We start from the raw sequence: 25877 nt of genomic DNA on the forward strand, positions 1-25877 counted from the left end.
TACCTGACCCAAATAAGAAAAGCCTCGCTGCCGAAAAGCAGCGAGGCTTTTTTACGTATTGACCTTAAGCGGCAATAAGAAACTGTTCTTTGGTCTGACCTTGCGCGATCAGCGTGGCCAGCCATTTGGGGGTCAATCCACGGCCAGACCATGTCTCACCATTCGGACCACGGTACTTGGCAGCCACCGCAGCGGTAGCCTTCTTGACCTTGGCGGGCTTGTCGGAAGCAGCCTTGGCCTTGCGTCCGGGCTTTGCCTTGACCTTGGCGGACTGCAAGTCTTTCACAGTAATTCCGAAAGCAGCCATTTTTTGACGGATTTCAATAATCGTTGCCTCAAATTCCTTGGCACGAATCTCTTCAGCCTGCTTTTGCAAGCTGGCAATTTGGCTTTGCAGATCGATCAGTTTAGACATTATGTATTTTTCCAACAATGAAAGGGGTATCAAAGGTTCAGCAGAATCAACTCCACTGAAGGGGAAATGTACCACCATTTAATAAAGACAGTAAATAGTTAGGAGTATCTTTCTTCAATTTGTTATACCTATTATTTGACATTCTCTCTATTGCGGCGCAGCAATTCCCAGTCATCTTTCGACGTACAGATGACCTCCAGAAAACCAGTTCAAGCGAATTATCAATGTCCGTACGTTTATTAAATCCTTTCGATATAAAACTTCCGACAAGTCAAATAAAGACCGGGAAATATTGACATAAGGCACTTGTCACACCGGGTGTGCCCGACTACCATGGTCCGAACCTGGAGGTTTTAGCCATGTATAAATCAATTCTGCTGGCCTACGATGGCACCGAAGCCGGGCAGCGTGCTCTGTTGGAGAGTAAGGAAATTGCACAATGGAGTCATGCTGAGGTGTGGCTGGTGGCTGTCATGCCCTCCCCCGCCAATCTGGCAGGTTACGACGGCAGCATTTACATTCCGGAGATTGCCGAACGTGACAAGCAACGCTTTCAGACCATTCTGGACGACGGACTTGCTCGCATGGTGCAAGCGGGCTACCAAGCCCAAGGCCAGTTGCTCACAGGCGAAACCGTGCACGAAATTTCCGAATTTGCACGCAAGGCGCATGCAGATCTGATCGTCGTCGGCCACAAACACTTGGATAGCTGGGCGGCGCGCTGGTGGCGCGGGTCCGTATCGGGCGCGTTGATCGAACATGCACCTTGCAGCGTACTGTGTGTGATTACCAATTGAGTCGTAGCGCGGCTTCAGCCCCATTGCCCACGCGCTCCACCATGGGAGACCGTGGTGTGACGGGCTGATCACCAATTTCGATCAAACCCAGCAGGTTCTGTTGCGCTTCCAGGGCTGCGGAAGCGTCTGCTGCGTGGACAACTGCCAGGGTGTCGCCGACCTCCACGTGCTGACCGAGCTGAACCATGTTGGACAGTCCCACCCGAGCGTCAATACGATCGATGACCCGTTGTCGGCCACCGCCCAACGCTATGACAATGAGACCAATATCACGCGTTTGCATGGCCTGTACCCACCCCGCACGCGGAGCCTTTACTATTTGTTGCACGGGTGCAGCCGACAAATAGCTGGTGTAGCGTTCACAGAAATCTGCTGGCCCGCCCAACGCATGGACCATGCGCCCAAAGTGCTGCAAGGCACGCCCGCTATGCAATGCGTCGCCAGCCAAGCGCAGGCCATGGTCACCGTCCTTTGCCAGCCCACCGAGCTGAAGCAGTTCCGTGCCAAGTGCCAGCGTCACTTCCAGCAGACGCGGCTCCTGCCTCGCGCCGGCAAGAAACTCCACGGCCTCCCGCACCTCCAACGCGTTGCCACAACTGTCACCCAGCACCTGGTTCATGTCAGTGATCCAGGCCCGTGTGGGCAAGCCTGCGCCATTTGCCACGTGTACCAGCGAATGCGCCAACTCCCGGGCTTGTTCCATTGTCGAAGCAAAGGCACCATTGCCTACCTTGACATCCATGACAAGGCCCTGCAAACCAGCCGCGAGCTTCTTGGAGAGAATGCTCGCGGTGATGAGCGCCATGGACTCGACCGTTGCAGTAACGTCCCGTATGGCATACAGGCGCCGGTCGGCCGGAGCAAGATCGGCACTTTGTCCCACGATGGCGCACCCTGCGGTCTGCACAGTTTTGCGCAGGAGCTCGGTGTCCGGTGCAATCTGATAGCCGGGGATGCTCTCCAGCTTGTCCAGCGTGCCTCCGGTGTGTCCGAGCCCTCGTCCGGAAACCATGGGCACATACCCCCCACAGGCCGCAACAATGGGTGCCAGCATCAGGCTCACCTTGTCGCCCACGCCACCACTGGAATGTTTGTCCAACACCGGACCTGACAGATCCAGTCCACTCCAATCCATGACCTGACCGGATCGGGTCATGGCCTTGGTGAGGGCAACCGTCTCCTTGGCCGACATTCCTCGCAACAAAATGGCCATGGCCATTGCGGCGCACTGACCTTCGCTCCAGGCGCCGCTGACCAGACCTGCAACGAACATGTCTATTTCGGCCTCGCTCAAAGCCAGCCCATCACGCTTGCGGCGAATCACCTCCTGGGCCAGCATGCTGTTCGCGCTTTCAGTAGCTGCCCTGGAGCGCCTGCACAGCCGGTGCGTCGCCCGTCAGCACCGACTCAATATCCGCCAGAAGGCTGCTCGCCCCTATACGGAAGCGCTGCGGAGTGATTGCATCCGCGCCCAGAAATTCCTTCGTCAAAGCGATGTACAGCGCGGCGTCAGCCACTGTGCGTATCCCCCCCGAAGCCTTGAAACCCACACGTGATGCGGCAGCGGGGTCCGCCGCAATGGCTCCCAGCATGACGCGTGCTGCTTCCGGTGTTGCACTGACTTTGGTCTTGCCCGTACTGGTTTTCAGAAAATCCGCGCCAGCCGCCAGGCTCAGGCGCGAGGCTCGCAGAATGTGCGCGCCTCCAACCAGGGCGCCAGTTTCCAGAATCACCTTCAATCGTAAACCCTCACTGGCCTTGCGCGCAGCCGAAAGCAGCGAAACCGCCACCGCGTCATTGCCGGCCAGCAAATGCCCAAAGGGAATTACCAAGTCCACTTCTTGCGCACCACTCTGAACAATCTCGCCAATCTCGGCCAGAACGCGCTGCAGGTCTGCACTTCCGTCCGGAAAGTTGGCGACCGCCGCCACCGCGATATGCGCCGGCAATTGCTTTCGCGCAAAGGCGGCCAGACGTGGCCATACACAAACGGCTGCGACAGGCCCAAATCGGCTCTGCGCCCGACTGCACAGGGTCGCGATGTCAGATTCGGTGTCTGCCTCATTCAAGCTGGTCAGGTCCAGGCAGGACAGCGCCAGTCGCGTATTTGCCAATGACTGGCCCGGCGCGTCCAGCGAATTGGCTGCCTGCGTCACAACGGACACGATTTTTTTGGTGGTAGACATCATTTCACTCAAATACAAGATTTCCAACGATATGGGCCAGAAGCTCACTCGCCCCACTGCTGGCAGCGGCGGCCTGACTCAAGGTATGGGCGTGGCTCAAATGCTCGTCTGAGAGCCCTGCCCCCATATTGGTAATCATCGACAGTGCCAAAACCCGCATTCCCAAATAGCGCGCCAAAATGGTTTCAGGCACCGTGCTCATGCCGACTGCGTCTGCGCCCAATTGGGCCAGCATACGTATTTCAGCAGGCGTTTCAAATTGCGGTCCAAAAGCCCATGCATAGATGCCGCTATGCAGAGATACACCCTGCTCCTGCGCCAGCTTCAAAGCCTGCGCCAACAGGACCGGGTCATAAGCCTTCATCATGTCCACAAAGCGTTGTGAACCCGTTTGCCCCACCAAGGGTGAGCGCTGCGGCAGGTTGATGTGATCATTGATGAGCATCAAGCTGTGTGGCGGCATTCCGGCGCGCAAACTGCCCGCAGCGTTGGTCTGCACCAGCACCCGGCACCCCAAGGCCTGCAAAGCCTGCAAAGGCGCATGCATGGCATCCACAGCGCCTGTCTCGTAGCCATGCTTGCGTCCGCTCATCACGGCAACTGCATGGCTTCCCAAGCTGCCCAGCCACAGTTCTCCGCCATGTCCGGCTACCCCGGCCTGGGGGAATCCTGGCAAGTCCGCATAGGCGATCCGAACCGGCCGCTCCAGATAGTCCGTCAGGGTGTTCCAACCACTGCCCAGCACCACCGCTACAGTGGGCACGAATCCCGGCGCACGCTGCGCCACGATCTTCAGCGCGTCGTTCGTCATACCGAGTCCAATTGGTCCGGACCGAAGCTGTGTGGCAGCAATTGCCCCAAGGTATGCACGGGCCCCAGCGTCTGTGCACTTGCCGAGTAGATTGGCGTGTCCGGACCAGCAAATTCACGTAGCTTCTGACGACAGCCGCCGCACGGCGTAACCCAGGCACTGCCGCTACCCACCAGCAGAACCGCGCTCACCCGACTGGCACCCGCCATCACCATAGCGCTGAGCGCGCTGGCCTCGGCACACCATCCTTGCGGATACGCGGCATTCTCCACATTGCAGCCGCTATGGATGTCACCGTTTTCATCCAGCAAAGCCACGCCAACCTGGTAGCGCGAATACGGCGCGTAGGCCTTGGACTGCGCGGAGCGCGCCGCCGACCAGAGCGATTGAATCTGCTCCGCCGACAACTGCACCTCATGCCTGTTCGAATTCGTCATGACAACCATGATAGCTGCCGGGGTCTCCAAAGCGACGCGAAATTCCATCAAATGCCGCTATCTTCTCGACATGCTTTGACAGGAGTACATCGTGGACTTTGAACATTCACCCCGGGTAAAAGAATTGCAGCAAAAGCTGGGCACGTTCATGCAGGAACATGTGCTGCCCAATGAACATCGATTCAAGGAGCAACTTGCCAACGCACGATGGACTGCGCCCCCACTGATGCAGGAACTCAAGGCCAAGGCGCGTGCCCAGGGTTTGTGGAACCTGTTCATGCCCGGTCACGAGCATGGCGGCTGCGGGCTCACCAATGTGGAATATGCACCCCTGGCGGAAATCATGGGCCGCGTATTTTGGGCATCCGAGGTGTTCAACTGCAGCGCGCCGGACACCGGGAACATGGAAGTGTTCGCGCGATACGGCACGCCCGAACAGCAGGCGAAATGGCTCACACCCCTGCTGGCCGGTGAAATACGCTCGGCCTATCTGATGACCGAGCCCGCTGTAGGCTCCAGCGACGCCACCAACGTGGAACTGTCCATCCGTGCCGACGGCAACGACTACGTGATCAACGGTCGCAAATGGTTTGCCACTGGCGCCATGCACGAGGCCTGCAAGATTTTCATCGTGATGGGCAAGACCGATCCCGACAATCCCAACCGCCATATCCAGCAATCGCAGATTCTGGTGGAGCGCGATACGCCGGGACTGACCATCGTTCGCCCCCTGAGCACCATGGGCTACTGGGAAGAGCCACACGGCCACGCGGAGGTGGTCTTTGATGGTGTGCGCGTCCCCAAGTCCAATATCCTGCTGGGTGAAGGCCGCGGTTTCGAGATCGCGCAGGGCCGCCTGGGGCCGGGACGTATCCACCATTGCATGCGTGTGATCGGGGCCGCCCAACGCGCCCTGGAAACCGCCTGCCAACGCATCACCAGCCGCACTGTATTTGGCAAGAAGCTGAGCGAGCAAGGTTCGGTACGCGAGAGCATTGCGCTCATGGCGTCCAAAGTGGAAATGTGCCGTCTGCTCACATTGCGTGCTGCCAACAAGATGGACAGCGAAGGCAACAAGGCCGCCATGGACCTGATCGCCATGGCCAAGATCATGGTGCCGCAATTGGGCTCGGAAGTCATAGACATGGCCATTCAGATGCATGGCGCAGGCGGCCTGACGGAAGACTATTTTCTGGCTGAAGCCTTCAACTATGCACGCTGGTGCCGCATCGCGGACGGCCCGGACCAGGTGCACATGATGGCGTTGGGCAAGCAGGTGATTCGGGAGCTGGGATCTGGCCATTGAGGCGGCGTGAACTGCGTCAGGTGTACGGAGCATCCAACCACATGCCGTTAGTCCGATCATCGGCAGTTCAATATCGGAGCTAACACATGAAGATTCAAACCTTTGCGCCCCTGCTGGTGGCCCTTCTGACAATGCACCAAGCGGCTCAAGCGCAAGCGCCAAAGCTGGAACAGAAGACGGCGTTTTGCGCAAGCTCAGTCGAGTTGCTTCGCAAGCGCGACAGCAACGACATCTACCTATGCGAAACCTCGGTGCACACCTGCGGCCCCTTTCTCAGCCCAGTTGCCTGGATGATGCAAAAAAAGGGGACTGGAAGGTAGTTTCGAGTTCCAAACAAAGCCTGCTGAAAGACTACGCCAACACCCCCTGCAACTGCGTGGGTACGCAATACGTGTTGACACGCAAGGCCCCGGCGGAAGTGCAGGCACCAGTCGCTGCGACTCCTGCCGCAGCTCCTGCGACACAGCCAGTGGTGATTCCCGTTGCGCCAGCATCCGAACCTGCGGCAAAGGCTCCAGCTGTATCACTGGCGAGCGAAGTCGAGGCACTCAAACAGGACAACCAGCAAATCAAGCGTCTGCTGGAGCAGCTGCAGCGGCAATTCGACGAGCTGCGCCGCAGCTTGCCCGCATCCAAGTAAGGCGCTACGGGCACGCGTCGTCTTGATGCTTTTGGGTTGTCTGAGAGGCACTGCACGTTAATGTTGCAGTGTCTCTGAAGCGTAGCCCTGGTGCCGAGATGCGCAAAACCTGCCTGATGCAGGTACCGCAGAACAAAAAAGCCCACTATCGATTAATAGTGGGCTTTTTCAATTAACACTGGGGTGGCTGATGGGGCTCGAACCCACGACAACAGGAATCACAATCCTGGACTCTACCAACTGAGCTACAGCCACCGTAGACGTAAATTATAACCTGATGAAATGCCTTATTGCGCGCTTCCTGCCGTAACAATAACAGGCGCCGGCTTGTTCACCTTGAATTGCGCCTTGAAGCGGGTCTTCAACATCTCGTAGTAGGCCTGATCTTCTGCGCTGGCCACCCATTGCGCGTATTGGGCCCGCTCTTGCTTGGACTGTGCTTCCGCAGGCGGATTGCGCTCCAGCACCTTGTTTACCCGCACTACCGCATATCCCTGGTTGCCCAGATCGACACCAACCCACGCGGGAAGTGCGGACGTGTCCGCGTGCATGGCTTTGTTAACCACAGCGGGTAGCACGGAGCTGGCTTGATCGCGTGAGACGACCACGCTCGCACCCAACTTGGCCGCGTCCGGTTGCGCTTTCCACGCCTCCAGTTTGGCTACGCCATCCTTTTTGGCCAATTCAGCAGAGCGAATGCCAATCAGACGATCACGCACATCGTTGCGCACCTCGGCCAAGGGCAACACACGTGCGGCTGCATACTTGGTAACGCGCGCAGAGACCAATTGATTGGGCCCGATCTCAACAGCTTCGGTGTTGCGCTTCTTCTCCACCGAGTCAGGGCTGAAGATGGCGGTAAGCAATTTGGCATTGGCCAAGACACCGTTTACATCAGCGGCTGGCTTGCGCTGCACATTGGTGGCGGCCTTGATATCAAGCTTGAGCTTTTCGGCGATCTGCTTGTAGCTGTCTGACTGTTCGTAGACTGCATTGGTAAACGTATCGGCCACCTCCGCAAACTTGCGCTGCGCCTGCTGATTGCGCAGGTCGTTCTCGATGGTGGGTTTGAGCTCTTCAAAACTCTTCTGTTTGGGCGACTTGATATCGACCAGTTTGATGATGTGGTAGCCGAAGTCCGACTCCACCAGACCACTGATTTCACCCTTCTTCAAAGCAAAGGCGGCATCTTCAAATGGTTTGACCATCGCACCTCGTCCGAAGAAATCCAGGTCACCACCAGAGGGCGCCGAACCGGCATCCTGCGAATTCTTGCGGGCGACGTCCGCGAAAGTATCTGGAGCCTTGCGCACCTGTTCCAGCAACGCAGCGGCCTTCTCCTTGGCCTTGGCGCGATCAGCGGCCGACATGCTCTTAGGCGCATTGATCAGGATATGACTGGCACGACGCTCTTCCTTGCCGCTCAGACGTTCAACGTTCTGGTCGTAATAAGATTTGACCTCGTCCGCGTTCAGGGAAATCGTCTTCTTGACCGCATCCAGGTCCAGAACCACGTATTCCACGCTGGCAGACTCCGGCGCTTGGAACAGTTTCTGATTAGCCTGGTAATAAACGTCCAGCTCCGCATCGGTGGGATTCACCTGGGATTTGTAATCGGCGGGCAGGAAATTGGCAACCTGCACCTCGCGGCGCTCAAAGAAGGCGTTCAGTGCCACATTGGTTTGTGCGGCAGGTGCAAGCGCAGTGCCGGTGATTCCGCCTTCCACCTGGCGCAGCGCCAGATCCCTGCGTACGCGCGCTTCAAAGCCTTCTGGCGTCAATCCCTGTGCTGCGGCGAGCTCACGGTAACGTGCCATGTCCAATGTGCCGTCCGGCTTGCGCAATGATGCAATGGCCGGACTTTGCTGCAATTCACGCGCCAGACGGGCATCGGTGCTCGTCAGATGGGCATCGGCTGCAGCATCGCTGAGAACGTGTTCACGCACCAGACGCTCCAACGTGGCGTACTTGAGTTCGGGCGCATCCAGCAGCTTGGGGTCCAGGTTGGGTTGCGAGTTGCGCGCACGGTCCACTTCGTTCTTGTGCGCAGCATCCCACTCGGCTTGTTTGATGGAGTAGCCACCTACCTTGGCAACGGTGTCGCCACCTGCGTTGAAACTACGAAAGCCGTTGATACCCACCAGCACAAATGCGGGGATGATCAACAAGAACATGAGGGACATCATGATCTTGGTGTGCTTGCGAACAAAATCGAACATGCGATTGACTCTCCATCAAATCAACAAAAAAGGCGAACAAACTTGTTCGCCTTTGCTTGGGTGGGTGGTGGGTGATGACGGGCTCGAACCGCCGACCTACGCCTTGTAAGGGCGCCGCTCTACCAACTGAGCTAATCACCCCACCTGAAAACCAGCGCTCAGTTCAATGCATCTTTCAATGCCTTGCCTGGGCGGAACTTAGGAACTTTAGCAGCCTTTATTTTAATCGCAGCGCCGGTACGCGGATTGCGGCCGGTGCGGGCGGCACGTTTGCCAACCGCAAATGTACCAAAACCAACCAACGATACAGAGCCACCTTTTTTCAGAGTGGTCTTCACTGCGCCGATGGTGGATTCCAAAGCACGGGTCGCTGCAGCCTTGGAAATATCTGCATGTTTTGCGATGTGCTCAATTAATTCAGTTTTATTCACAAAGACCCCTTGAATGAATGCAAAGTTGGAAGAAATGTTCTGGCACGGCGTGCGGACTGGCAGTGACAACTGCCGTGATCGATTAAAGCCATGGGCCCCTCGTGTGTCAATACGCCGCGCAACATTTCCAACGGTGCGGACGCGAATTCTAATGGCTTTTTGACCTGTTACCGGGCTCGGGCGCGAATTTCTGGAAGCGCCTTTTGCAGGTAGTAAACCATGGACCAAACGGTCAGCACAGATGCCACCCAGATCAATACAACACCCCACATGTGGGTGTTGATCAGCCCAAAGAGCATTCCGTCAAATAGCAAAAAGGGGATGGCCACCATTTGCACCACGGTCTTGATTTTGCCGATCATGTGGACGGCCACACTTTTGGATGCACCAATCTGAGCCATCCATTCCCGCAGTGCGGAAATGGCGATCTCACGTCCAATGATGATCAGCGCCACAAAGACATCGGCACGTTGCAAATGCACCAGCACCAAAACACAGGCACACACCAGGAACTTGTCAGCCACCGGGTCCAGGAACGCACCAAACGACGAGGTCTGATTGAGCTTGCGAGCAAGATACCCATCCAGCCAATCCGTGAGGGCAAACAGCACGAACATGACAGTGGCGGCCAGATTCCTGTCGGCCAATGACAGCATGCTGTCTGGCAGATAAAACACCGCCACGATGAACGGTATCGCAACGATACGCGCCCAGGTCATGATGGTGGGGATGGTCAAAAACATGGTGGTGATTGTGGCACGCCTAATGCAGCGCTCTGTAGATTTCTTCCGCCAACTCGTGCGATATGCCATCCACCGTGGCAATGTCTGCCGCACTAGCCAAAGCAACGCCCCGCACGCCACCAAAACGCTGCAGCAGCTTGGCTCTACGCTTGGGGCCTATGCCCGGAATTTCCTCCAACTTGCCGCCGCCCAAACGCACCTTGGCACGCTGCGCGCGCATGCCGGTAATTGCGAATCGGTGGGCCTCGTCACGTATCTGGGCCACCAGCATCAGCGCCGCTGAATCCGCGCCCAGATAGACCTTCTCACGTCCGTCGGCAAACACGAGCTCTTCCAGCCCGACCTTGCGGCCCTCGCCTTTCTCGACACCCACGATGAGGGACAAATCGAGCCCCAGGGATTCAAACACTTCGCGCGCCATGGCTACTTGGCCCTTGCCCCCGTCCACCAGCACCAGATCCGGCAGGCGACCTGTTCCCGCGGACGTAACGCCAGAATGCTTGGCTTCGTTGAGCGCCTCGGCCAATTTGCCGTAACGCCGAGTCAACACCTGGCGCATAGCGGCGTAGTCGTCGCCTCCGGTAATGCCGTCAATGTTATAGCGACGGTACTCGGCGTTCTGCATCTTGTGGTGATGGAAGACCACGCATGACGCCTGTGTGTTCTCACCAGCGGTATGGGAAATGTCGAAGCACTCGATGCGCAAGGCATCCAGGTCTTCCGCCGCCAGGTCAAGCGCCTCTGCCAACGCACGCGTGCGAGCTTGCTGTGATCCCTCTTCCGCCAGCAGACGGGCCAGTTGCAGATCGGCATTGGTTTGTGCCATGTCCAACCAAGCGCGGCGTTGCTCGCGCGGCTGGTGCACAGCAGACACCTTCATGCCAGTCTGTTCGGAAAGCGCCTTCAGCAAGTCCTTGCTCACAGGCTCGCTCACCACCAGCACCGAAGGCATGGGCACGTCAATGTAATGCTGAGCCAGAAAGGCTTCCAGCACCTGCACTTCCACACTGGGTCGTTTGGCCTCGTCTGCATCCTCCAGACCAACCGCGTCGTCGACGTGTGCCGGGAAGTAAGGACGATCCCCCAGGTGCCGGCCACCCCGCACCATGGCCAGATTCACACAGGCTTTGCCGCCCTGCACCTTCACTGCCAGAATATCCACGTCGCGGTCCGACACGTTGTCCACCGACTGCTGGTGCAACACATTGGAAAGCGACGCCACCTGGTTGCGGATTTCCGCGGCCTGCTCAAACTCCAGCTTGTCGGCATGGGCCATCATGCGGCCTTCGAGCTCGCGCATCACGTCTTGCGCATCTCCGCGCAGGAATCGCTCGGCGTTTTCAACATCCAATGCATAGTCCTTTGCCGAAATATGGCCGACGCAGGGAGCCGAGCAGCGCTTGATCTGATAGAGCAGACACGGACGGGTGCGGTTGCTGAACACCGGGTCTTCGCAGGTGCGCAAGCGGAACACCTTTTGCATCAGCAGAATAGCTTCCTTGACCGCCCAGGCGCTGGGATAAGGTCCGTAATAGCGGTGTTTTTTTTCCACACTGCCGCGGTAGTAGGAGACGCGCGCAAACGCATGGGGATTGGCCGCCAGCTTGGCAGAAGACGCCTCTGCAGACACGTTTTCCGCAAGCCGCTTGGCGCTGAGCGGTTGTCCTGAAATCTTCAAGTAGGGGTAGCTCTTGTCATCCCGAAACAGAATGTTGTACTTGGGATTGAGCGTCTTGATGAGGTTGTTTTCCAGCAGCAGCGCCTCAGCTTCGGAACGCACCACGGTAGTTTCCATGCGTACGATCTTGCTGACCATATGGCCGATACGCGTGCCGCCGTGGTTCTTCTGGAAGTAGCTCGATACCCGCTTCTTCAGATTGATGGCCTTGCCCACATACAACACTTGGCCTTGGGCATCGAAATAGCGGTACACCCCCGGCAAGGGCGGCAGTGATGCGACTTCGCGCAGGAGTTCTTCTGGATGCTCGGGAATCATGGGGCTGTATTGTCCATGGACAATACCGACCATGCTCTGGGATATTTTTTGCCGCGTGATCGACAACCATGGTGACCTCGGTGTCTGCTGGCGCCTGAGCGCTGATCTTGCGCAGCGTGGCTACCAGGTGCGCCTATGGGTGGACGATGCCAGCGCCCTGGAGTGGATGGCACCTGGCGCGCTGCAAGGCATTTGGCCGCGGGTTCAAGTTCTGGCATGGGAACGTGGTAGCGACGTGGACGCGGTGCGCAACCTGCCCTGCGCAGAGGTGTGGATAGAGGCTTTTGGATGTGAGCTTCCCGAGCCCTTTATTGCCCACTTTGCAAACGCCCTGGCAGCCGGACATGACAAGCATCAAAACAGCCCGACGCGGCATCCGAGGTGGATCAACCTGGAGTACCTGTCTGCCGAGCCCTACGTGGAACGCAGCCACGCCCTGCCCTCGCCGGTGATGCATGGGCCGGCCAAGGGTTGGACCAAGTATTTCTATTACCCCGGCTTTACCCAAGGAACCGGAGGCTTGTTGCGGGAGCCCGATGTGAGTGATGCGCCCCTGCCGGCAGCCGTTCGAACCAGCTTTCTGCAGCAGCATGGCATTGAAGACGGCCACACCTTCCTGGTATCCCTGTTCTGCTACGAGCCTGCGCTGCTCGGACAACTGATCACCCACTTGGCTGCGGCCGGTCAAGCGACGCATCTGCTGGTGACGCAAGGTCGGGCCCACAACGCGGTGCGGGCCGTGCTGGGCGAGGAAACCCGCCGCGGGGCCTTGCAGGTGACCTACCTGCCGCTGCTCAGCCAGCCTGACTTTGACGTCCTGCTGCGCAGCTGCGACCTGAATTTTGTGCGCGGCGAGGACTCGGTCATACGCGCCCTGTGGGCTGGAAAACCCTTTGTGTGGCACATCTACCAGCAGGATGACGGGGCCCACGCTCCCAAGCTCCAGGCCTTCATGCAGCAAATGCAGTGGAGCCCTGCGGTTCAAAGGCTGCATCTGGCCTGGAATGGCCTGCTGGACGACGCGCAAGCCGCTGGGGCATTGCAGGTTTTTCAGGGTGGCGAATTTGCGCAATGGCAATTCCAGGTCACAGCGGCACGTGCACGGCAGCTCGAAATGAGTGACCTGTTGACTCGTTTGCTTCAATTTGTGCAGAAAAACCGTTAAAATCCAGGGCTTTGCTGATCTCGCCCTGACTTTTTGGCGACCAATCACGCTCCGCCGCAGAACGCGGCATACACCGCTGATGGCCTGTGGCCCGCAGCAACTACTGCTACCAGACTTTTATGAAAATCGCTCAAGAAATTCGCGCCGGCAACGTCATCATGCACGGCAAGGACCCCATGGTCGTCCTCAAGACCGAATACAGCCGTGGCGGCCGCAACTCCGCCACCGTGCGCATGAAGCTCAAGAGCCTGATTGCCAACTTTGGCACCGAAGTGGTCTTCAAGGCCGACGACAAGATGGACCAGGTCATCCTCGACAAGAAGGAATGCACCTACTCCTACTTTGCCGACCCCATGTACGTGTGCATGGACAGCGAATTCAACCAGTACGAAGTGGAAGCCGAAAACATGGGCGACTCGCTGAACTACCTGGAAGACGGCATGGAAGTCGAAGTGGTGTTCTACGACGGCAAGGCCATCTCCGTGGAACTGCCCACCAGCGTGGTGCGCGAAATCACCTGGACGGAACCCGCCGTCAAGGGCGACACCTCCGGCAAGGTTCTGAAGCCCGCCAAGATCGCCACCGGTTTCGAACTGGGCGTGCCAATTTTCGTGGCCCAAGGCGACAAGGTCGAAATCGACACCCGTACCGGCGAATACCGCAAGCGCGTCTAAGCGCCCGGCCGCAAGGCCTCGGTCGGTTACAAAAAAGCCCCGCGATGCGGGGCTTTTTCATTGGTCCAAAGGAGGCAGGCTTTATTTCAAGGTGCGCCGCAGGTTTTCCAGCATGTCCGCCACGATGGCGTCCAGATCAAACCTGGCCTTCCAACCCCATTGCGCCTGCGCGGTAGTGTCGTCAATGGAGCGCGGCCAGCTGTCGGCAATGGCCTGACGGAAATCCGGCGCGTAACTGATCTCAAAGCCGGGGATGTATTTGCGAATGGCTGCGGCAATCTCTTCGGGCGTGAAGCTCACCGCCGCCAGGTTGTAGGAGCCACGCTCCTGCACGCTGTCCGCAGGTGCATCCATCAGTTCCAGCGTGGCGCGTATGGCATCCGGCATGTACATCATGGGCAGGCGCGTGTCCGGCCCCAGAAAACAGGTGTAGCGCCCGGTCTTGATGGCCGAGTGAAAGATGTCCACGGCATAGTCGGTGGTGCCGCCACCGGGCAAGGTCTTCCAACTGATCAAACCCGGATAACGCAGGCTTCGCACGTCCACACCGTGGTTGCGGTGGTACCAGGCGCACCAGCCCTCGCCCGCCAGCTTGGATATGCCATAGATGGTGGTGGGCTCCATCACGGTCTTTTGCGGTGTGGCATCGCGCGGTGTGGTCGGGCCAAAGGCTGCAATGGAGCTGGGCCAGAACACACGTTCCAGTTTGTGCGTACGGGCCAGCTCCAGCACATTGAGCAAGCCCTTCATGTTCAAGTCCCAGGCCCACTGGGGATGTTGCTCACCCCGGGCCGACAGGGCCGCAGCCAGCAGGTAGATCTGTGTCACCTCATGGCGTTTGACCACTTCGGTCAAGGCAGAGGCCTCCGTGGCATCCAGCATTTCGTGGTGCACGCCGACCACGCGCCCTTCGGGCGCCAAGTCGCTGGTGACCACGGCTTCAGTGCCGTAGCGCTGTGCCAGCGCAACTGTCAGCTCGGTACCAATCTGCCCATTGGCACCGATGATCAAAATCTTGGGAACACTCACGCCTTGCCTCCGATCAATCCGAGTTCGGTACCGGCTTGGGTAAAGGCAGCCACCGCCTGTTCCAGATGGGCGCGGTCATGCACGGCGCTCATCTGCACACGGATGCGGGCTTGTCCCTTGGGCACCACGGGGAAGAAGAAACCCACCACGTAAATACCCAGCTCCAGCATGCGAGCCGCCAGCTTTTGCGCGGCCACCGCGTCGTACACCATGATGGGAACAATGGCGTGGTCACCGGGCTTGATGTCAAAGCCTGCAGCGGTAATGGCCTGACGGAAATAGCGCGTGTTGTCCTCCAGCTTGTCGCGCAGGGCGGTGGAACCTTCCAGCAAGTCCAGGACCGCCAGTGACGCACCCACGATGCTGGGCGCCACGGTATTGGAGAACAGGTACGGGCGTGAGCGTTGGCGCAGCAACTCCACCACCTCGCGACGGGCACTGGTAAAGCCGCCCGATGCGCCGCCCAGTGCCTTGCCCAGCGTGCCGGTGACGATGTCCACCTTGCCATAGACACCGCGGAACTCATGCGTGCCGCGACCGGTCTTGCCCATGAAGCCACTGGCATGGCATTCGTCTATACCCAGCAGCGCGTCATAGCGGTCACACAGAGCGCGCATGGTGTCGAGCTGCGCCACGGTTCCGTCCATGGAAAACACACCATCGGTAAACACCAGGATATGCCGCACACCCGCGGCCCGCGCTTCCTTGAGGCAACGCTCCAGGTCGGCCATGTCGTTGTGGGCATAGCGGTACTTCTGCGCCTTGCACAAGCGTATGCCGTCAATGATGGAAGCGTGGTTCAGCGCATCGCTGATGACTGCATCCTGCTCGCCCAATAGAGGCTCGAACAGGCCGCCATTGGCATCGAATGCTGCTGCATAAAGAATGGTGTCTTCCGTACCCAGGAAGCGGGACAGGCGTGCCTCCAATGTCTTGTGCAAATCCTGGGTGCCGCAAATAAAGCGAACCGAGCTCAGGCCGTAGCCGTGGGTACGCAGCGCCTCGTGCGCGGCCTCCACCACTTGGGGATGCGAGGACAGGCCCAGGTAGTTGTTGGCGCAAAAATTCAGCACATCCTGCTGCGTGCCGTCAGGTTTGCAGATGCGGATGTGCGCGCCCTGCGGCGTGGCAATGATGCGTTCGAACTTGTACAACCCGGCCGCACGGATGCTGTCGAGCTCGTTGTTCAGATGAGCATAGAAAGAAGCGTTGATTGTCATGGCGGCACCTTTTGTTCGGGAGTCTGGCACAATGGTTTAACGATTTTGCAAATATACAGCATATCGAATATTTTTTCATTATATCGAACAACACCCGATTACCGTACGTATACCTATGGCTAGCCGAAAACCCCGTGAAATCGAAAACGAGCCGCCCCGTGTGGGCGATACCCTGGCCGCACTGCGCCAGGCGCGTGCCTTGTCACTGGAAGAGCTATCCCGCAAGGCTGGAGTATCCAAGTCCATGCTGTCGCAGATTGAACGGGCGCAGGCCAACCCTACCGTCGCCGTGGTCTGGCGCTTGGCCAATGCGCTGGGTGTGCCCATCGCAGATCTGCTGGGCGGTGCACCGCCGCAGGCCGCGCCGGCCATCACGCTGGTAGCCACCCAGGCCACACCGTCGCTGCGCAGTCCGGATGGTCTGTGCGAACTGCGCATCCTGGGCCCCGTGGAGATGGCTGGGCAGTTTGAATGGTATGAGCTCAGGCTGCAGCCCGGTGGCGCGCTGGACTCCGAGGCGCATGAGCCCGGCACCCGGGAACACATTACCGTCACAACCGGCAGTCTGGAAGTGCAATTGGCAGATACCAGCCAGAAGCTCAAGGTCGGCGAAACAGCACGCTACAGTGCCGACAATGCACACTGCATTCGCAACACGGGAAAAACCGCGGCCAGCGGTTGGCTGGTAGTGATACACCCGGCATAAGTGTCTTTTTCAGCGTGCACAATAACCCCATGGAAAACACGCAAAACCTCAAAGAAAGCCGCCTCGCCAACGCCTGGGCCGAACTCAATGCAATGGCCTACGAAGGCACTGTCCTGCAACCGGACGCCTACCGCCTGGCCTTTGCCGACCCCGAGTTCATGTTGCGCCGCGAAACCCGCGGCATGCGCATGCAACTGGAAATGCTCAAGCCCGATCTGGACCAGTCTGAACAGGGTGTGGACGATACCGTGGTGGTGTTTGGCAGCGCACGCTTTGTCTCCCCCGAAGTCGCACAGGAACGCCTGACCAAGGCACAGGCCGTTGGTGACGTGGAGCAAATCGCCATTGCCCAACGGCATATGCGCAACGCCCGACACTATGACAACGCCCGCCTGTTTGCGCGCCTGGTGGCACAGTACAGCCTGAACGCTCCAAAGGACCAGCGGCTGTACATCTGCACTGGCGGCGGTCCCGGCATCATGGAAGCGGCCAACCGCGGTGCGCACGAACTGGGTGCCCCCACACCCGGCCTCAACATCACCTTGCCACATGAGCAAAAGGCCAACCCGTATGTGACGCCTTCGCTGAGCTTCAAGTTCCATTACTTTGCCATCCGCAAGATGCATTTCATGATGCGGGCCAAGGCATTGGTGGCCTTCCCAGGAGGCTTTGGCACCTTGGATGAGCTATTTGAAGTGATTACGCTGGTGCAAACGCAAAAGTCCAAACCGGTACCCATTATTCTGTTCGGAACCGACTACTGGAAGCGGCTGGTGAACCTGGATGTGCTGGTGGAGGAAGGCACCATTGCGCAGGAGGATCTGGCCCTGGTCCAGTATTCCGACGATCCACAGGAAGCCTGGGACATGATCCGATCCTTTTACGGGCTTCGGGCCGACTGACTGCTCCAACCTGTCCGTCGGGCAGGCCTTTCAGGGGCGCAGATGCCAGGCGGCGCGCGAGCCCAGCCCCACCGCTGCGCCCACAGTCCAGAACACGATGGACACGCCCACCACCATGCCCGCAGTGCCAAACAGCATGGGCATGAGTACGCTGGAGAGGTTGATGCTCATCAGCCGCAGGCCAATCGCCTGCCCGTGCAACGCGTGGGGCGTGATCTGATGCAAAGTGCTCATGATCATGGGTTGCACCGTTCCCAGCGCCAGTCCGAGTAACACCGAGCAGATACCCATGGCCAGCGGCGTATGCATCAGGGGATAGATGGCAAACAGCAACGCTGTTATCACCATCGCGCCGCTGACCACCACCCACTCTTTCAGATGCACTGCCAACATGGGCATAAGGACACGCACACAGGCTGCGGCCACCGCAAAACTTCCCAGAATGGCGCCAATCACTGAGGCACTGAACTGCCGCTCGTGCCCCAGCACGGGGACGACAAAGGTGTGCACATCCCAGCAGCTGGAGAGCAGCCAGTTCACCAGTAGCAGACGGCGCATGGAGGGCTCGCGCAATAAATGCCACACCTGGGGTTTGGGCACACCGGCAGGATGTTCCACGGGTGGCAATTCCTCGGTATGCCGCACCCAGGCCCAGGTCAGCAGCGGCAACAAGGCCATGAACAGGAAGGCTGCACGAAAACCATTGCTATCTGCCGCCGCGCCACCCATCCACACGCCGGCATGGTCGATCAACAGTCCGGCGACCACGGGGCCAAAGAAGTTCGACACGGCAGGTCCTATGGATAGCCAGCTGAACACGCGCTTGAGCTCGGTTGCATCATGGGCCGCGCGTCCGACATGGCGTTGCAGTGCGATCGAGGCAGACCCCGTGGCACCACCCATGGACAGGGCAGTCAGACACAGGATTTCAAAACGTGGCCACAGTACGGCAAGCGTTGCACCCAACACGGCCACAATCAGGGCCAGACCCACCGGGCGCTTGAGCCCATGGCGGTCGGCATAACGCCCTGCAGGAATGGCTAGAAATACCTGGGTGAGCGAAAACAGCGCCAACAGGCTGCCGACCGACAGCGCACCATAGCCCTGCTGCAGAGCCAGCAAGGGCGCTGCCATGCGGGTACCGGCCATGGCGCCATGCAAACAGATGTGACCCGCGACCAGGCGGGCCAGGGCCCAGGAAGAAGCCTTAGCCAATCTCGCCGTCCAGATCACCACTGTCCATCGCGATCAGTGTCTGGGCCTGGGTGTCTGGCAGGCTCTCCACCTTGCGCAAGGCGCGGTCCATGGCCCGGCTGCGCACCTGGGCGTTGTCCAGTGTCTTGAGCACCGTCTCGGTCTGGGACTTGACCTTGGCTAGCACATCGCCGAACTTGCCGAATTCGTTCTTGACCGCGCCCAGCACCTGCCAGACCTCGCTGCTGCGCTTTTCCAGTGCCAGTGTGCGAAAGCCCATTTGCAGGGAACTCAGAATGGCCAGCAGCGTGGTCGGACCCGCAAGCGTGATGCGGTGGTCGCGTTGCAGGCTTTCCATCAGACCGGGGCGGCGCAGCACCTCGGCATACAAGCCCTCGGTAGGTAGAAACAGGATTGCAAAGTCCGTGGTGTAGGGCGGCTCCACGTATTTTTCGTTGATCGACTTGGCTTCCAGACGCATGCGCAGCTCCAGTGCCTTGCCTGCCGCCTCAGCCGCCAGCACGTCCGCCCTGCCCTGCGCATCGAGCAGGCGTTCGTAATCTTCATTGGGAAATTTGGCGTCGATTGGCAGCCACAGTGGCTCGCCCGAGTCGGACTTGCCCGGCAGCTTGATGGCAAAGTCCACCACGTTCTTGCTGCCCGGCTTGGTGGCCACCTGCGCGGCGTATTGGTCCGGTACCAGCACCTGCTCCAGCAGGCTGGCCAGCTGCGCTTCACCGAACATGCCACGGGTCTTGACGTTGGTGAGCAAATGCTTGAGGTCGCCCACGCCTTGCGCCAGGGTCTGCATTTCGCCCAGCCCTTTGTGCACCTGTTCCAGCCGCTCGGCCACCTGCTTGAAGCTCTCACCCAGACGCGCCTGCAGGGTGGATTGCAGCTTCTCGTCCACGGTGGAGCGCATTTCGTCCAGCTTGGCGGCGTTGCTGGTCTGCAGCTGCGCCAGTTGCGCCTCCAGCGTCTGGCGGATTTCGGACATGCGACGCGCGTTGGACTCGCTCACATTGCCAAGCTGCAAGGTCAGCGTATCGGACAAGGTCTTTTGCAGCAAAGCAAGCTGCTGGCCGAAGGCATCAATCTGGCTGTTCTGGGTTCGGGTGGCCTCAGCCGCCTGCTGCACCAAGGTCTGCTGGAAGGTGGCCAAGCTCTGCGATGCTTCCTGCCGCGCACTGCGGCCGGACTCGGCAATCTCCTGGCGCAAGGCGCGCTCCATGTTCTGCGTCTGCGCGGCCATGGCGGACAGCAGTTGCTGGCGCGCGGCCTCTTCCTGCTGAAGACGCAATTGGTCGTGCTGCGCATCGTGCTTGCGCAAGGCCAGCCACGCGAGGACCACGGTGTTCAACAGCACCAGGGCCAGCAAGGCCCAGAAAAGCATAGGGTTCAAGGATGCAACTTCCACTTAAGCGCCACGCGGCGACAGGACTTCTGGGTTCAGCGGTGTGACCGGCTTGCCATGCACCAGAAAGCCGATCAGGTTGCTCACCGCCAGGGCCGCCATGGCTTTACGCGTTCCGATGGTGGAGCTGGCGATGTGCGGAGTCAGCACTACATTGGGCACGGTGAGCAGAGCCGGATTGACCGAAGGCTCGCCTTCAAACACATCCAGGCCCGCGGCAGCGATGCGCCCTTCGCGCAGCGCTTCGGCCAGGGCAGCGTCATCCACAATGCCGCCACGGGCGATATTGATCAGCGTGGCTGTGGGCTTCATGAGCGCGAGCTCGGCGGCACCAATGGTATGGTGCGAGCTGGCCGAATACGGCAGCACCAGCATCACATGGTCCGCCGTCTTGAGCAGTTCCTCCTTGCCCACGTAACGCGCCTGCACGGCCGCCTCGGTGGCGGCGTCCAGACGGGAGCGGTTGTGGTAGATCACTTGCATGCCAAAGCCCAGTGCCGCGCGCTTGGCCACCGCCTGCCCGATGCGTCCCATGCCCACGATGCCCAGGGTGCTTCCGTGCACCTCAGCTCCGGCAAACATGTTGTAGCTCCAGCGCGTCCACTTGCCGGCACGCAGGTAATGTTCGCTCTCAGTTATGCGGCGCGCCGTTGCCATCAACAGGGCAAAGCCAAAGTCCGCCGTCGTTTCGGTCAGCACGTCGGGGGCGTTGGTGGCCAGCACACCAGCTGCGCTCATCGCGCCTAAGTCGAAATTGTTGTACCCGACAGTCATGTTGGCGCAGAGCTTCAGCCCGGGGCACTTCGCCAGCAATTCGGCATCGACCCGTTCGGTCCCAGTCATGAAGGCGCCAGCCTTGCCCTGCAGGCGCCGCACCAGCTCTTCGCGCGACCAGATGACGTCCTCCTGGTTGGACTCGACATCAAAGTGCTGGCTGAGCTGCTCCAGAACGTGCGGGAATATGGCGCGGGTGATGAGGACGGCGGGTTGGGTCATGGATCAGTGAATTGGGATTGGGGGTCTTCAGTTCAGGGCACGCAGTGCGCCTCAGGCTGGCTGCTCGATTTCAAACACCTGACGCAGATAGGCCAGATAACGTTCGTCCTCGCACATGTTCTTGGAGGGTGTGTCAGAGAGTTTGGCCACAGGCTGGCCGTTGCAACGCACCATCTTGATGACGATTTGCAGGGGCTCGTAGCCCAGATCGTTGGTGAGATTGGTGCCAATACCGAAAGCCAGTTGGCAACGCCCCCGGAACTGCTGGTACAGCTCAATGGTGCGTGGCACGGTCAGCGCGTCACTGAAGATCAGCGTCTTGGTGCGTGGGTCGACACGGTTTCGCGTGTAGTGCTCCAGCATGCGCTCGCCCCACTGGAACGGGTCGCCACTGTCGTGCCGTGCGCCATCGAAGAGCTTGCAGAAATACATGTCAAAGTCGCGCAGAAAGGCATTCATGCCATAGACGTCACTGAGCGCAATGCCCAAGTCTCCACGGTATTCCCGGGCCCAGGATTCAAAGGCAAAGATCTGGCTATCACGCAGGCGAGGCCCCAGTGCCTGGCAGGCCTGCAGATATTCGTGCGCCATGGTTCCCAGGGGGGTGAGGCCCAGCTTCATCGCCAGCAGCACATTGCTGGTGCCGGCGAGCTGACCCGGCATGGAGCGCGTCTGTCCGGGGCTGTGGCTGGTGCCCAGGCGTGCGGCCAGCACGCGCATGACTTCCTCGTGCCAGGCGCGCGAAAAACGGCGCCGGGTTCCGTAGTCTGCGATCTTCAGGTCGCTCAGGCCTTCGGCCCGCAACTGGCCGATCTTCACATCCAGGCGCTTGCGCCCTTCGACAAAGTCCGGCACCTTCTGCATGTTGCGGAAATAGACCTCGTTGACGATGGCCAGAACCGGTATTTCAAACAAGATGGTGTGCAGCCAGGGGCCGACGATCTCGATGCCGATTTCGCCCGACGGCAACGGCGTGACCGTGATGTACTTTTCGTTGAGCTTGAAGAGGCCCAGAAAGTCCACAAAGTCGCTCTTGATGAAGCGCATGGAGCGCAGGTAGGCCAACTCGCTGTCCAGGAAATGCAAGCCGCACAAGGCCCGGATTTCCTCACGGATTTCATCGACAAACGGAGCCAGCTGGATTCCGGGGTTGCGACATTTGAAGCGGTACTCTACCTGCGCACCGGGGAACTGGTGCAGCACCGCCTGCATCATGGTGAACTTGTAAAGGTCGGTATCCAGAAGGCTGGTAATGATCATGTTTCGTTGTGCTCGGAAAGGGGCCGGCTGATGTGCCCGGTCACCAGTGTAATGACCCGGTCCGCATGATCGGACAGTAGGGCATTTTGTTCCGCAATCAACATGGGCAAACCCTGTGCTTTCAACGCCAACAAGGCATCCCGAATCGACTCCACCAACACCGGAGCGATCCCTTCACACGGCTCATCCAGCAGCAGCATGGTGGGCGCAGTCATGAGCGTGCGGGCAATGCTGAGCATTTGCTGTTCTCCCCCGCTCATCTCGGCCGCGCGGCGTTTGCGCAGAGGCTTCAGCGGGGCAAACATGGCAAATACCTGTTCCAGTTGGCCGTACATGTCAGGCTGCTGACCATGAGACACGCCAGGACGTGCGGCCACGGTGAGGTTCTCCAGTACCGTCAAATCCGCAAAGAGGCGCCGATTCTCGGGCACATAACCCAGCCCCATCAAGGCGCGCCGATGCGTTGGCAAATGGGAAATGTCCCGACCAGCAAAAACGATGCCTCCTTGCGCACGCGGTCCCAGACCCATGAGGGACTGCAGCAAGCTGGATTTGCCAGCTCCGTTGAGCCCATCCAGCACCACCAGCTCGCCCGGCTTCACCTGCAAGGACACGTCAAACAGCGCTTGTGCGTCCCCATACCAGGCATTGAGACGGGTTACTTCAAGCATGGGCACCCTCCTCTTGCAGTCGGAAGGTTTGCCCCAGATAACGCGAACGCACCAACGGATCCGCGGCAACTTCCTGCGCACTGCCGCTGGCCACGATGCGCCCTTCCATGAGCACTATCACGCGATCTGCCACGCCAAACACTGCGTCCATGTTGTGTTCGGTGTACAGCACGGCCAGGGGACAGTCTGCGCCCGGATTGCGGGTCAGCGCTTGCACGAGACGCATCAATGCAGCGCGCTCTGCGGGTGCCAGACCTGCCGCCGGCTCATCCAGCAACAACAGTCTGGCGGTATGGGTTGTTTGGACCGCTCGCTGCGATGTACCAGGTTCCAGCCCGGCCAGCGCCATGGCCAGCTCGAGCCGCTTCTTGGCGCCGTAAGGGAGTTGGCGTGCATCCAATGCAGCCTGTTCGTGCAAGTCCACACGTTGCAGCAGCGCGAGGGCACGATCCTGCGGCATGGCATCCAGCGATCGCAAGGGGTGAAGTACCGGTGTATCGCGCAACAAAAGCTGCACGTTTTGCAGCACGGTCAAGGCCTCGAAGGTCTGCGCCACCTGAAAGGTGCGCGCCATGCCGCGATGCAGGCGCTGCGCCGGCCGCAGCAGGTCCACCCGCTCGCCATTCCACACGATCTGCCCGGCGCTCAGGGCATGCTGCCCCGCGATGCAGGCGAAGGTGGTGGACTTGCCTGCCCCATTGGGACCAATCAACGCCACGCACTCACCGGGCAGAACCTTGAAACTCACGCCACGAACCGCCTGCACGCCATCAAAGTGACGAGCCAGATCGCGTACCTCCAGACCCGACGTTTCAGTCATGAAAATCCCTGGTCGCAAGCGCGCGGCGAAATCCGAGCAGGCCCGAAGGCGCCCACACCATGATGATCATCACCAGCAGGCCCAGCGCTCCGCGCCAATAGTCAAACCCGCGACCAAGCGCACTGCTGGCCACGACCAGCACCAAGGCGCCGGCCACGCTGCCCCAGAGCTGGTGCATGCCACCCAGCAACACCACCAACAGGATGTCGACCGAGGTGGCAACCGCCAGGGCTGATGGGAACACCGAGCCCTTGTGCGCGGCGAACAGGCCGCCGGCCAAGCCGGCCATCGTCGCACTGAGCACCAGCATGTTCCATTTAACCCGATACAAGGGCAGACCACTGGCAGCAGCCCGCAAGGGCGCATCCCGCACGGCCTGCACAGCCGCGCCCAGGGGCGAACGCACCAAGCTCCGCAACAAAACAACGGCCCCCACGGCCAACAGCACCTGCAATGCGTAGAAAACCGGTCGGCCAGCCTCCGTAACCAGTTGCAGGCCGATCAGACCGTTGTCGCCCCCGGTCACCGGGCCCCATTGGCTTGCCGTGGCCCACAGGACCTGCGCCAACGCCAGCGAGAGCATCGCCAGATACACACCGCTGCGGCGTACCAGAACGAGCCCAGCCAAGGCAGCCAGACACAAGCTGGAAACGCTGGCCGCCAATAGGGCATGCCCCAGGCCCCAACCCCAGCTCAGATGCACCCATGCAGCAACGTAAGCCCCCAATCCGAAGAAGGCCGCATGACCAAAGCTCACCAGGGCACCTAAGGCCATCATGGCCTGCATGCTCACACCCACAACGATCAGTATCAGTGCATCACCGCACAGTGATTGCCAATACGGTCCGGCAGACCATGCCAGAGCGGCAAGCCCGACCAGGCCGACACACAACCACGAGAATCGCGCGGCGGTTCGCGGCCATAGGGCAAAACGGATGCCCTGCTCATGTGGCACGGGTTGCAGCTCGGTTCCCGCCAGCCCCTGAGGGCGCAAGGCCAGCACCAGCCCCATGGTGACAAAGACCAGGACCAGCGTGGCCTGAGGCATCAGTGCGGTCCCCAAGGAGTGCACCTGGCCGATCAGCAAAGCCGCCAGAAAGGCGCCACCAATGCTGCCGAGCCCGCCCGTCACGACCACCACAAATGTTTCCACAATGATGTTCATGTCCATCTGAAGGTTGGCCGGCTCGCGCGGCAACTGCAGCGCTCCGCCTAGCCCCGCAAGTGCACACCCCAACGCCACGGCAATCAGCATCAGGGGACGGGGTGATACACCCAGTGCGGACAGCATGTCACGGTCCAGCGTGGCCGCACGCAGGCGCACACCCCAGCGCGTATGGTGCAAGGTGCCATGCAGAACGGCCCACAACAAGGGGCCCAGCGCAATCGTGAGCAACTGATACGTGGGGAAAAAGCCGTCGCCGATGGCAATCGAACCCTTGAGGCCAGGAAAGCGTGGCGCAAACACTTCGTCGGGTCCGAATATCCAGCGCATGCCATCGTGCATTGCCAACGTCAAACCAAAGGTGGCAACCAGCTGATAGAGCTCAGGGACGCCATAAAGCCGGCGCAACAAGACCACCTCGGCCAGCGCCCCGGCCAATGCGGCACACAGCGCTCCCAACGCCATGGCGCAGGCATACAGCCATGCGTTATCAGCCCACGCCGGAAACCAGTCCACCAGCCAGTGGGCCGCAAAGAGCGCACCCAGCATGAAGAAGCTGCCATGGGCAAAATTGACGATGCGCGTGACCCCGAAGATCAGGGTCAGTCCGGCTGCCACCAGAAACAGCGTACTTGCGTAGCTCAGTCCGTCCAGCAGTGCAATCGCCAAGGCAGCCATTG

General features: G+C 59.6%; 25 protein-coding genes and 2 tRNA genes. 7 read left to right on the forward strand and 20 right to left on the reverse strand.

Annotated elements, in window-relative coordinates; translation table 11 throughout:
- Nucleotides 1–64: 64 nt before the first annotated feature.
- Nucleotides 65–433, reverse strand: coding sequence for an H-NS histone family protein (locus AAGF34_RS21940; RefSeq protein ID WP_342617829.1), 369 nt, complete (start codon nucleotides 431–433; stop codon nucleotides 65–67).
- Nucleotides 434–774: 341 nt separating this feature from the next.
- Here AAGF34_RS21940 and AAGF34_RS21945 point away from each other — a divergent pair, with 341 nt between their 5' ends.
- Nucleotides 775–1212, forward strand: a complete 438-nt coding sequence (locus AAGF34_RS21945; protein WP_342617830.1) for a universal stress protein — start codon at nucleotides 775–777, stop codon at nucleotides 1210–1212.
- Here AAGF34_RS21945 and deoA read toward each other — a convergent pair.
- The 4 genes from deoA to cdd are packed head-to-tail and all read right to left on the reverse strand — an operon-like array spanning nucleotide 1202 to nucleotide 4646.
- The gene (gene deoA / locus AAGF34_RS21950) at nucleotides 1202–2551 is read right to left on the reverse strand and encodes a thymidine phosphorylase (RefSeq protein ID WP_342617831.1); all 1350 of its coding nucleotides are present in this window, start codon (nucleotides 2549–2551) and stop codon (nucleotides 1202–1204) included. The two genes, AAGF34_RS21945 and deoA, sit on opposite strands and share 11 nt — an antisense overlap.
- Nucleotides 2552–2564: 13 nt before the next feature.
- Nucleotides 2565–3398 (reverse strand): deoxyribose-phosphate aldolase, encoded by an 834-nt coding sequence (gene deoC / locus AAGF34_RS21955; RefSeq protein WP_342617832.1) that lies wholly within the window; start codon nucleotides 3396–3398, stop codon nucleotides 2565–2567.
- Between the two features lie 4 nt (nucleotides 3399–3402).
- Nucleotides 3403–4209, reverse strand: a complete 807-nt coding sequence (locus AAGF34_RS21960) for a purine-nucleoside phosphorylase (RefSeq protein WP_342617833.1) — start codon at nucleotides 4207–4209, stop codon at nucleotides 3403–3405.
- Complete coding sequence (cdd, locus tag AAGF34_RS21965) at nucleotides 4206–4646, reverse strand: cytidine deaminase (RefSeq protein ID WP_342617834.1); 441 nt, start codon at nucleotides 4644–4646, stop codon at nucleotides 4206–4208. Before cdd ends, AAGF34_RS21960 begins: the two co-directional genes overlap by 4 nt.
- A 91-nt stretch (nucleotides 4647–4737) precedes the next feature.
- Between cdd and AAGF34_RS21970 the strand changes: the two genes are divergently transcribed.
- Nucleotides 4738–5952 (forward strand): acyl-CoA dehydrogenase family protein, encoded by a 1215-nt coding sequence (locus AAGF34_RS21970; protein ID WP_342617835.1) that lies wholly within the window; start codon nucleotides 4738–4740, stop codon nucleotides 5950–5952.
- A 238-nt stretch (nucleotides 5953–6190) separates the two neighbouring features.
- The gene (locus AAGF34_RS21975) at nucleotides 6191–6592 is read left to right on the forward strand and encodes a hypothetical protein (protein WP_342617836.1); all 402 of its coding nucleotides are present in this window, start codon (nucleotides 6191–6193) and stop codon (nucleotides 6590–6592) included.
- A 179-nt stretch (nucleotides 6593–6771) separates the two neighbouring features.
- Here the strand turns inward: AAGF34_RS21975 and AAGF34_RS21980 are convergent.
- The 6 genes from AAGF34_RS21980 to uvrC form a co-directional block, all read right to left on the reverse strand.
- Nucleotides 6772–6847, reverse strand: a tRNA-His gene (locus AAGF34_RS21980).
- 32 nt (nucleotides 6848–6879) lie between these two features.
- The gene (locus tag AAGF34_RS21985) at nucleotides 6880–8811 is read right to left on the reverse strand and encodes a SurA N-terminal domain-containing protein (RefSeq protein WP_342617837.1); all 1932 of its coding nucleotides are present in this window, start codon (nucleotides 8809–8811) and stop codon (nucleotides 6880–6882) included.
- 65 nt (nucleotides 8812–8876) lie between these two features.
- Nucleotides 8877–8952 (reverse strand) — tRNA-Val (locus tag AAGF34_RS21990).
- Nucleotides 8953–8969: 17 nt separating this feature from the next.
- The gene (locus AAGF34_RS21995) at nucleotides 8970–9242 is read right to left on the reverse strand and encodes an HU family DNA-binding protein (RefSeq protein WP_057675617.1); all 273 of its coding nucleotides are present in this window, start codon (nucleotides 9240–9242) and stop codon (nucleotides 8970–8972) included.
- Between the two features lie 167 nt (nucleotides 9243–9409).
- A complete protein-coding gene (gene pgsA, locus AAGF34_RS22000) occupies nucleotides 9410–9985 on the reverse strand; it encodes a CDP-diacylglycerol--glycerol-3-phosphate 3-phosphatidyltransferase (RefSeq protein ID WP_342617838.1) in 576 nt (191 codons plus the stop codon).
- 19 nt (nucleotides 9986–10004) lie between these two features.
- Complete coding sequence (gene uvrC, locus AAGF34_RS22005; protein WP_342617839.1) at nucleotides 10005–11981, reverse strand: excinuclease ABC subunit UvrC; 1977 nt, start codon at nucleotides 11979–11981, stop codon at nucleotides 10005–10007.
- Nucleotides 11982–12012: 31 nt separating this feature from the next.
- Here uvrC and earP point away from each other — a divergent pair, with 31 nt between their 5' ends.
- Both earP and efp read left to right on the forward strand, forming a co-directional pair.
- Nucleotides 12013–13146, forward strand: coding sequence for an elongation factor P maturation arginine rhamnosyltransferase EarP (gene earP, locus AAGF34_RS22010; protein ID WP_342617840.1), 1134 nt, complete (start codon nucleotides 12013–12015; stop codon nucleotides 13144–13146).
- Between the two features lie 119 nt (nucleotides 13147–13265).
- The gene (gene efp / locus AAGF34_RS22015) at nucleotides 13266–13820 is read left to right on the forward strand and encodes an elongation factor P (RefSeq protein WP_342617842.1); all 555 of its coding nucleotides are present in this window, start codon (nucleotides 13266–13268) and stop codon (nucleotides 13818–13820) included.
- 81 nt (nucleotides 13821–13901) lie between these two features.
- Here efp and AAGF34_RS22020 read toward each other — a convergent pair whose 3' ends face one another.
- Both AAGF34_RS22020 and kbl read right to left on the reverse strand, forming a co-directional pair.
- The gene (locus tag AAGF34_RS22020; protein WP_342617843.1) at nucleotides 13902–14849 is read right to left on the reverse strand and encodes an NAD-dependent epimerase/dehydratase family protein; all 948 of its coding nucleotides are present in this window, start codon (nucleotides 14847–14849) and stop codon (nucleotides 13902–13904) included.
- Nucleotides 14846–16069 (reverse strand): glycine C-acetyltransferase, encoded by a 1224-nt coding sequence (gene kbl, locus AAGF34_RS22025; RefSeq protein ID WP_342617844.1) that lies wholly within the window; start codon nucleotides 16067–16069, stop codon nucleotides 14846–14848. The genes AAGF34_RS22020 and kbl overlap by 4 nt, the downstream gene beginning before the upstream one ends.
- A gap of 115 nt (nucleotides 16070–16184) precedes the next feature.
- Between kbl and AAGF34_RS22030 the strand changes: the two genes are divergently transcribed.
- Complete coding sequence (locus AAGF34_RS22030; RefSeq protein WP_342617845.1) at nucleotides 16185–16775, forward strand: XRE family transcriptional regulator; 591 nt, start codon at nucleotides 16185–16187, stop codon at nucleotides 16773–16775.
- 29 nt (nucleotides 16776–16804) lie between these two features.
- Nucleotides 16805–17677, forward strand: a complete 873-nt coding sequence (locus tag AAGF34_RS22035; protein ID WP_342617846.1) for a TIGR00730 family Rossman fold protein — start codon at nucleotides 16805–16807, stop codon at nucleotides 17675–17677.
- Between the two features lie 30 nt (nucleotides 17678–17707).
- Here AAGF34_RS22035 and AAGF34_RS22040 read toward each other — a convergent pair whose 3' ends face one another.
- From AAGF34_RS22040 to AAGF34_RS22070, 7 genes are read right to left on the reverse strand one after another with little or no spacing between them, the layout of a single operon-like run.
- The gene (locus tag AAGF34_RS22040; protein WP_342621160.1) at nucleotides 17708–18826 is read right to left on the reverse strand and encodes an MFS transporter; all 1119 of its coding nucleotides are present in this window, start codon (nucleotides 18824–18826) and stop codon (nucleotides 17708–17710) included.
- 58 nt (nucleotides 18827–18884) lie between these two features.
- Complete coding sequence (rmuC, locus tag AAGF34_RS22045; protein WP_342621161.1) at nucleotides 18885–20264, reverse strand: DNA recombination protein RmuC; 1380 nt, start codon at nucleotides 20262–20264, stop codon at nucleotides 18885–18887.
- Between the two features lie 24 nt (nucleotides 20265–20288).
- Nucleotides 20289–21281: a D-glycerate dehydrogenase gene (locus tag AAGF34_RS22050; protein WP_342617847.1), complete on the reverse strand. Its 993-nt coding sequence runs from the start codon at nucleotides 21279–21281 to the stop codon at nucleotides 20289–20291.
- A 51-nt stretch (nucleotides 21282–21332) separates the two neighbouring features.
- Nucleotides 21333–22541 (reverse strand): nicotinate phosphoribosyltransferase, encoded by a 1209-nt coding sequence (gene pncB / locus AAGF34_RS22055; protein ID WP_342617848.1) that lies wholly within the window; start codon nucleotides 22539–22541, stop codon nucleotides 21333–21335.
- Nucleotides 22538–23212: an ABC transporter ATP-binding protein gene (locus tag AAGF34_RS22060; protein WP_342617849.1), complete on the reverse strand. Its 675-nt coding sequence runs from the start codon at nucleotides 23210–23212 to the stop codon at nucleotides 22538–22540. Before AAGF34_RS22060 ends, pncB begins: the two co-directional genes overlap by 4 nt.
- Nucleotides 23205–24032, reverse strand: coding sequence for an ATP-binding cassette domain-containing protein (locus AAGF34_RS22065; protein WP_342617850.1), 828 nt, complete (start codon nucleotides 24030–24032; stop codon nucleotides 23205–23207). Before AAGF34_RS22065 ends, AAGF34_RS22060 begins: the two co-directional genes overlap by 8 nt.
- Nucleotides 24025–25875, reverse strand: a complete 1851-nt coding sequence (locus AAGF34_RS22070) for an ABC transporter permease (protein ID WP_342617851.1) — start codon at nucleotides 25873–25875, stop codon at nucleotides 24025–24027. Before AAGF34_RS22070 ends, AAGF34_RS22065 begins: the two co-directional genes overlap by 8 nt.
- Between the last annotated feature and the right edge of the window lie 2 nt (nucleotides 25876–25877).

This window comes from Rhodoferax sp. GW822-FHT02A01, from assembly GCF_038784515.1.
Taxonomy (GTDB): Bacteria; Pseudomonadota; Gammaproteobacteria; order Burkholderiales; family Burkholderiaceae_C; genus Allorhodoferax.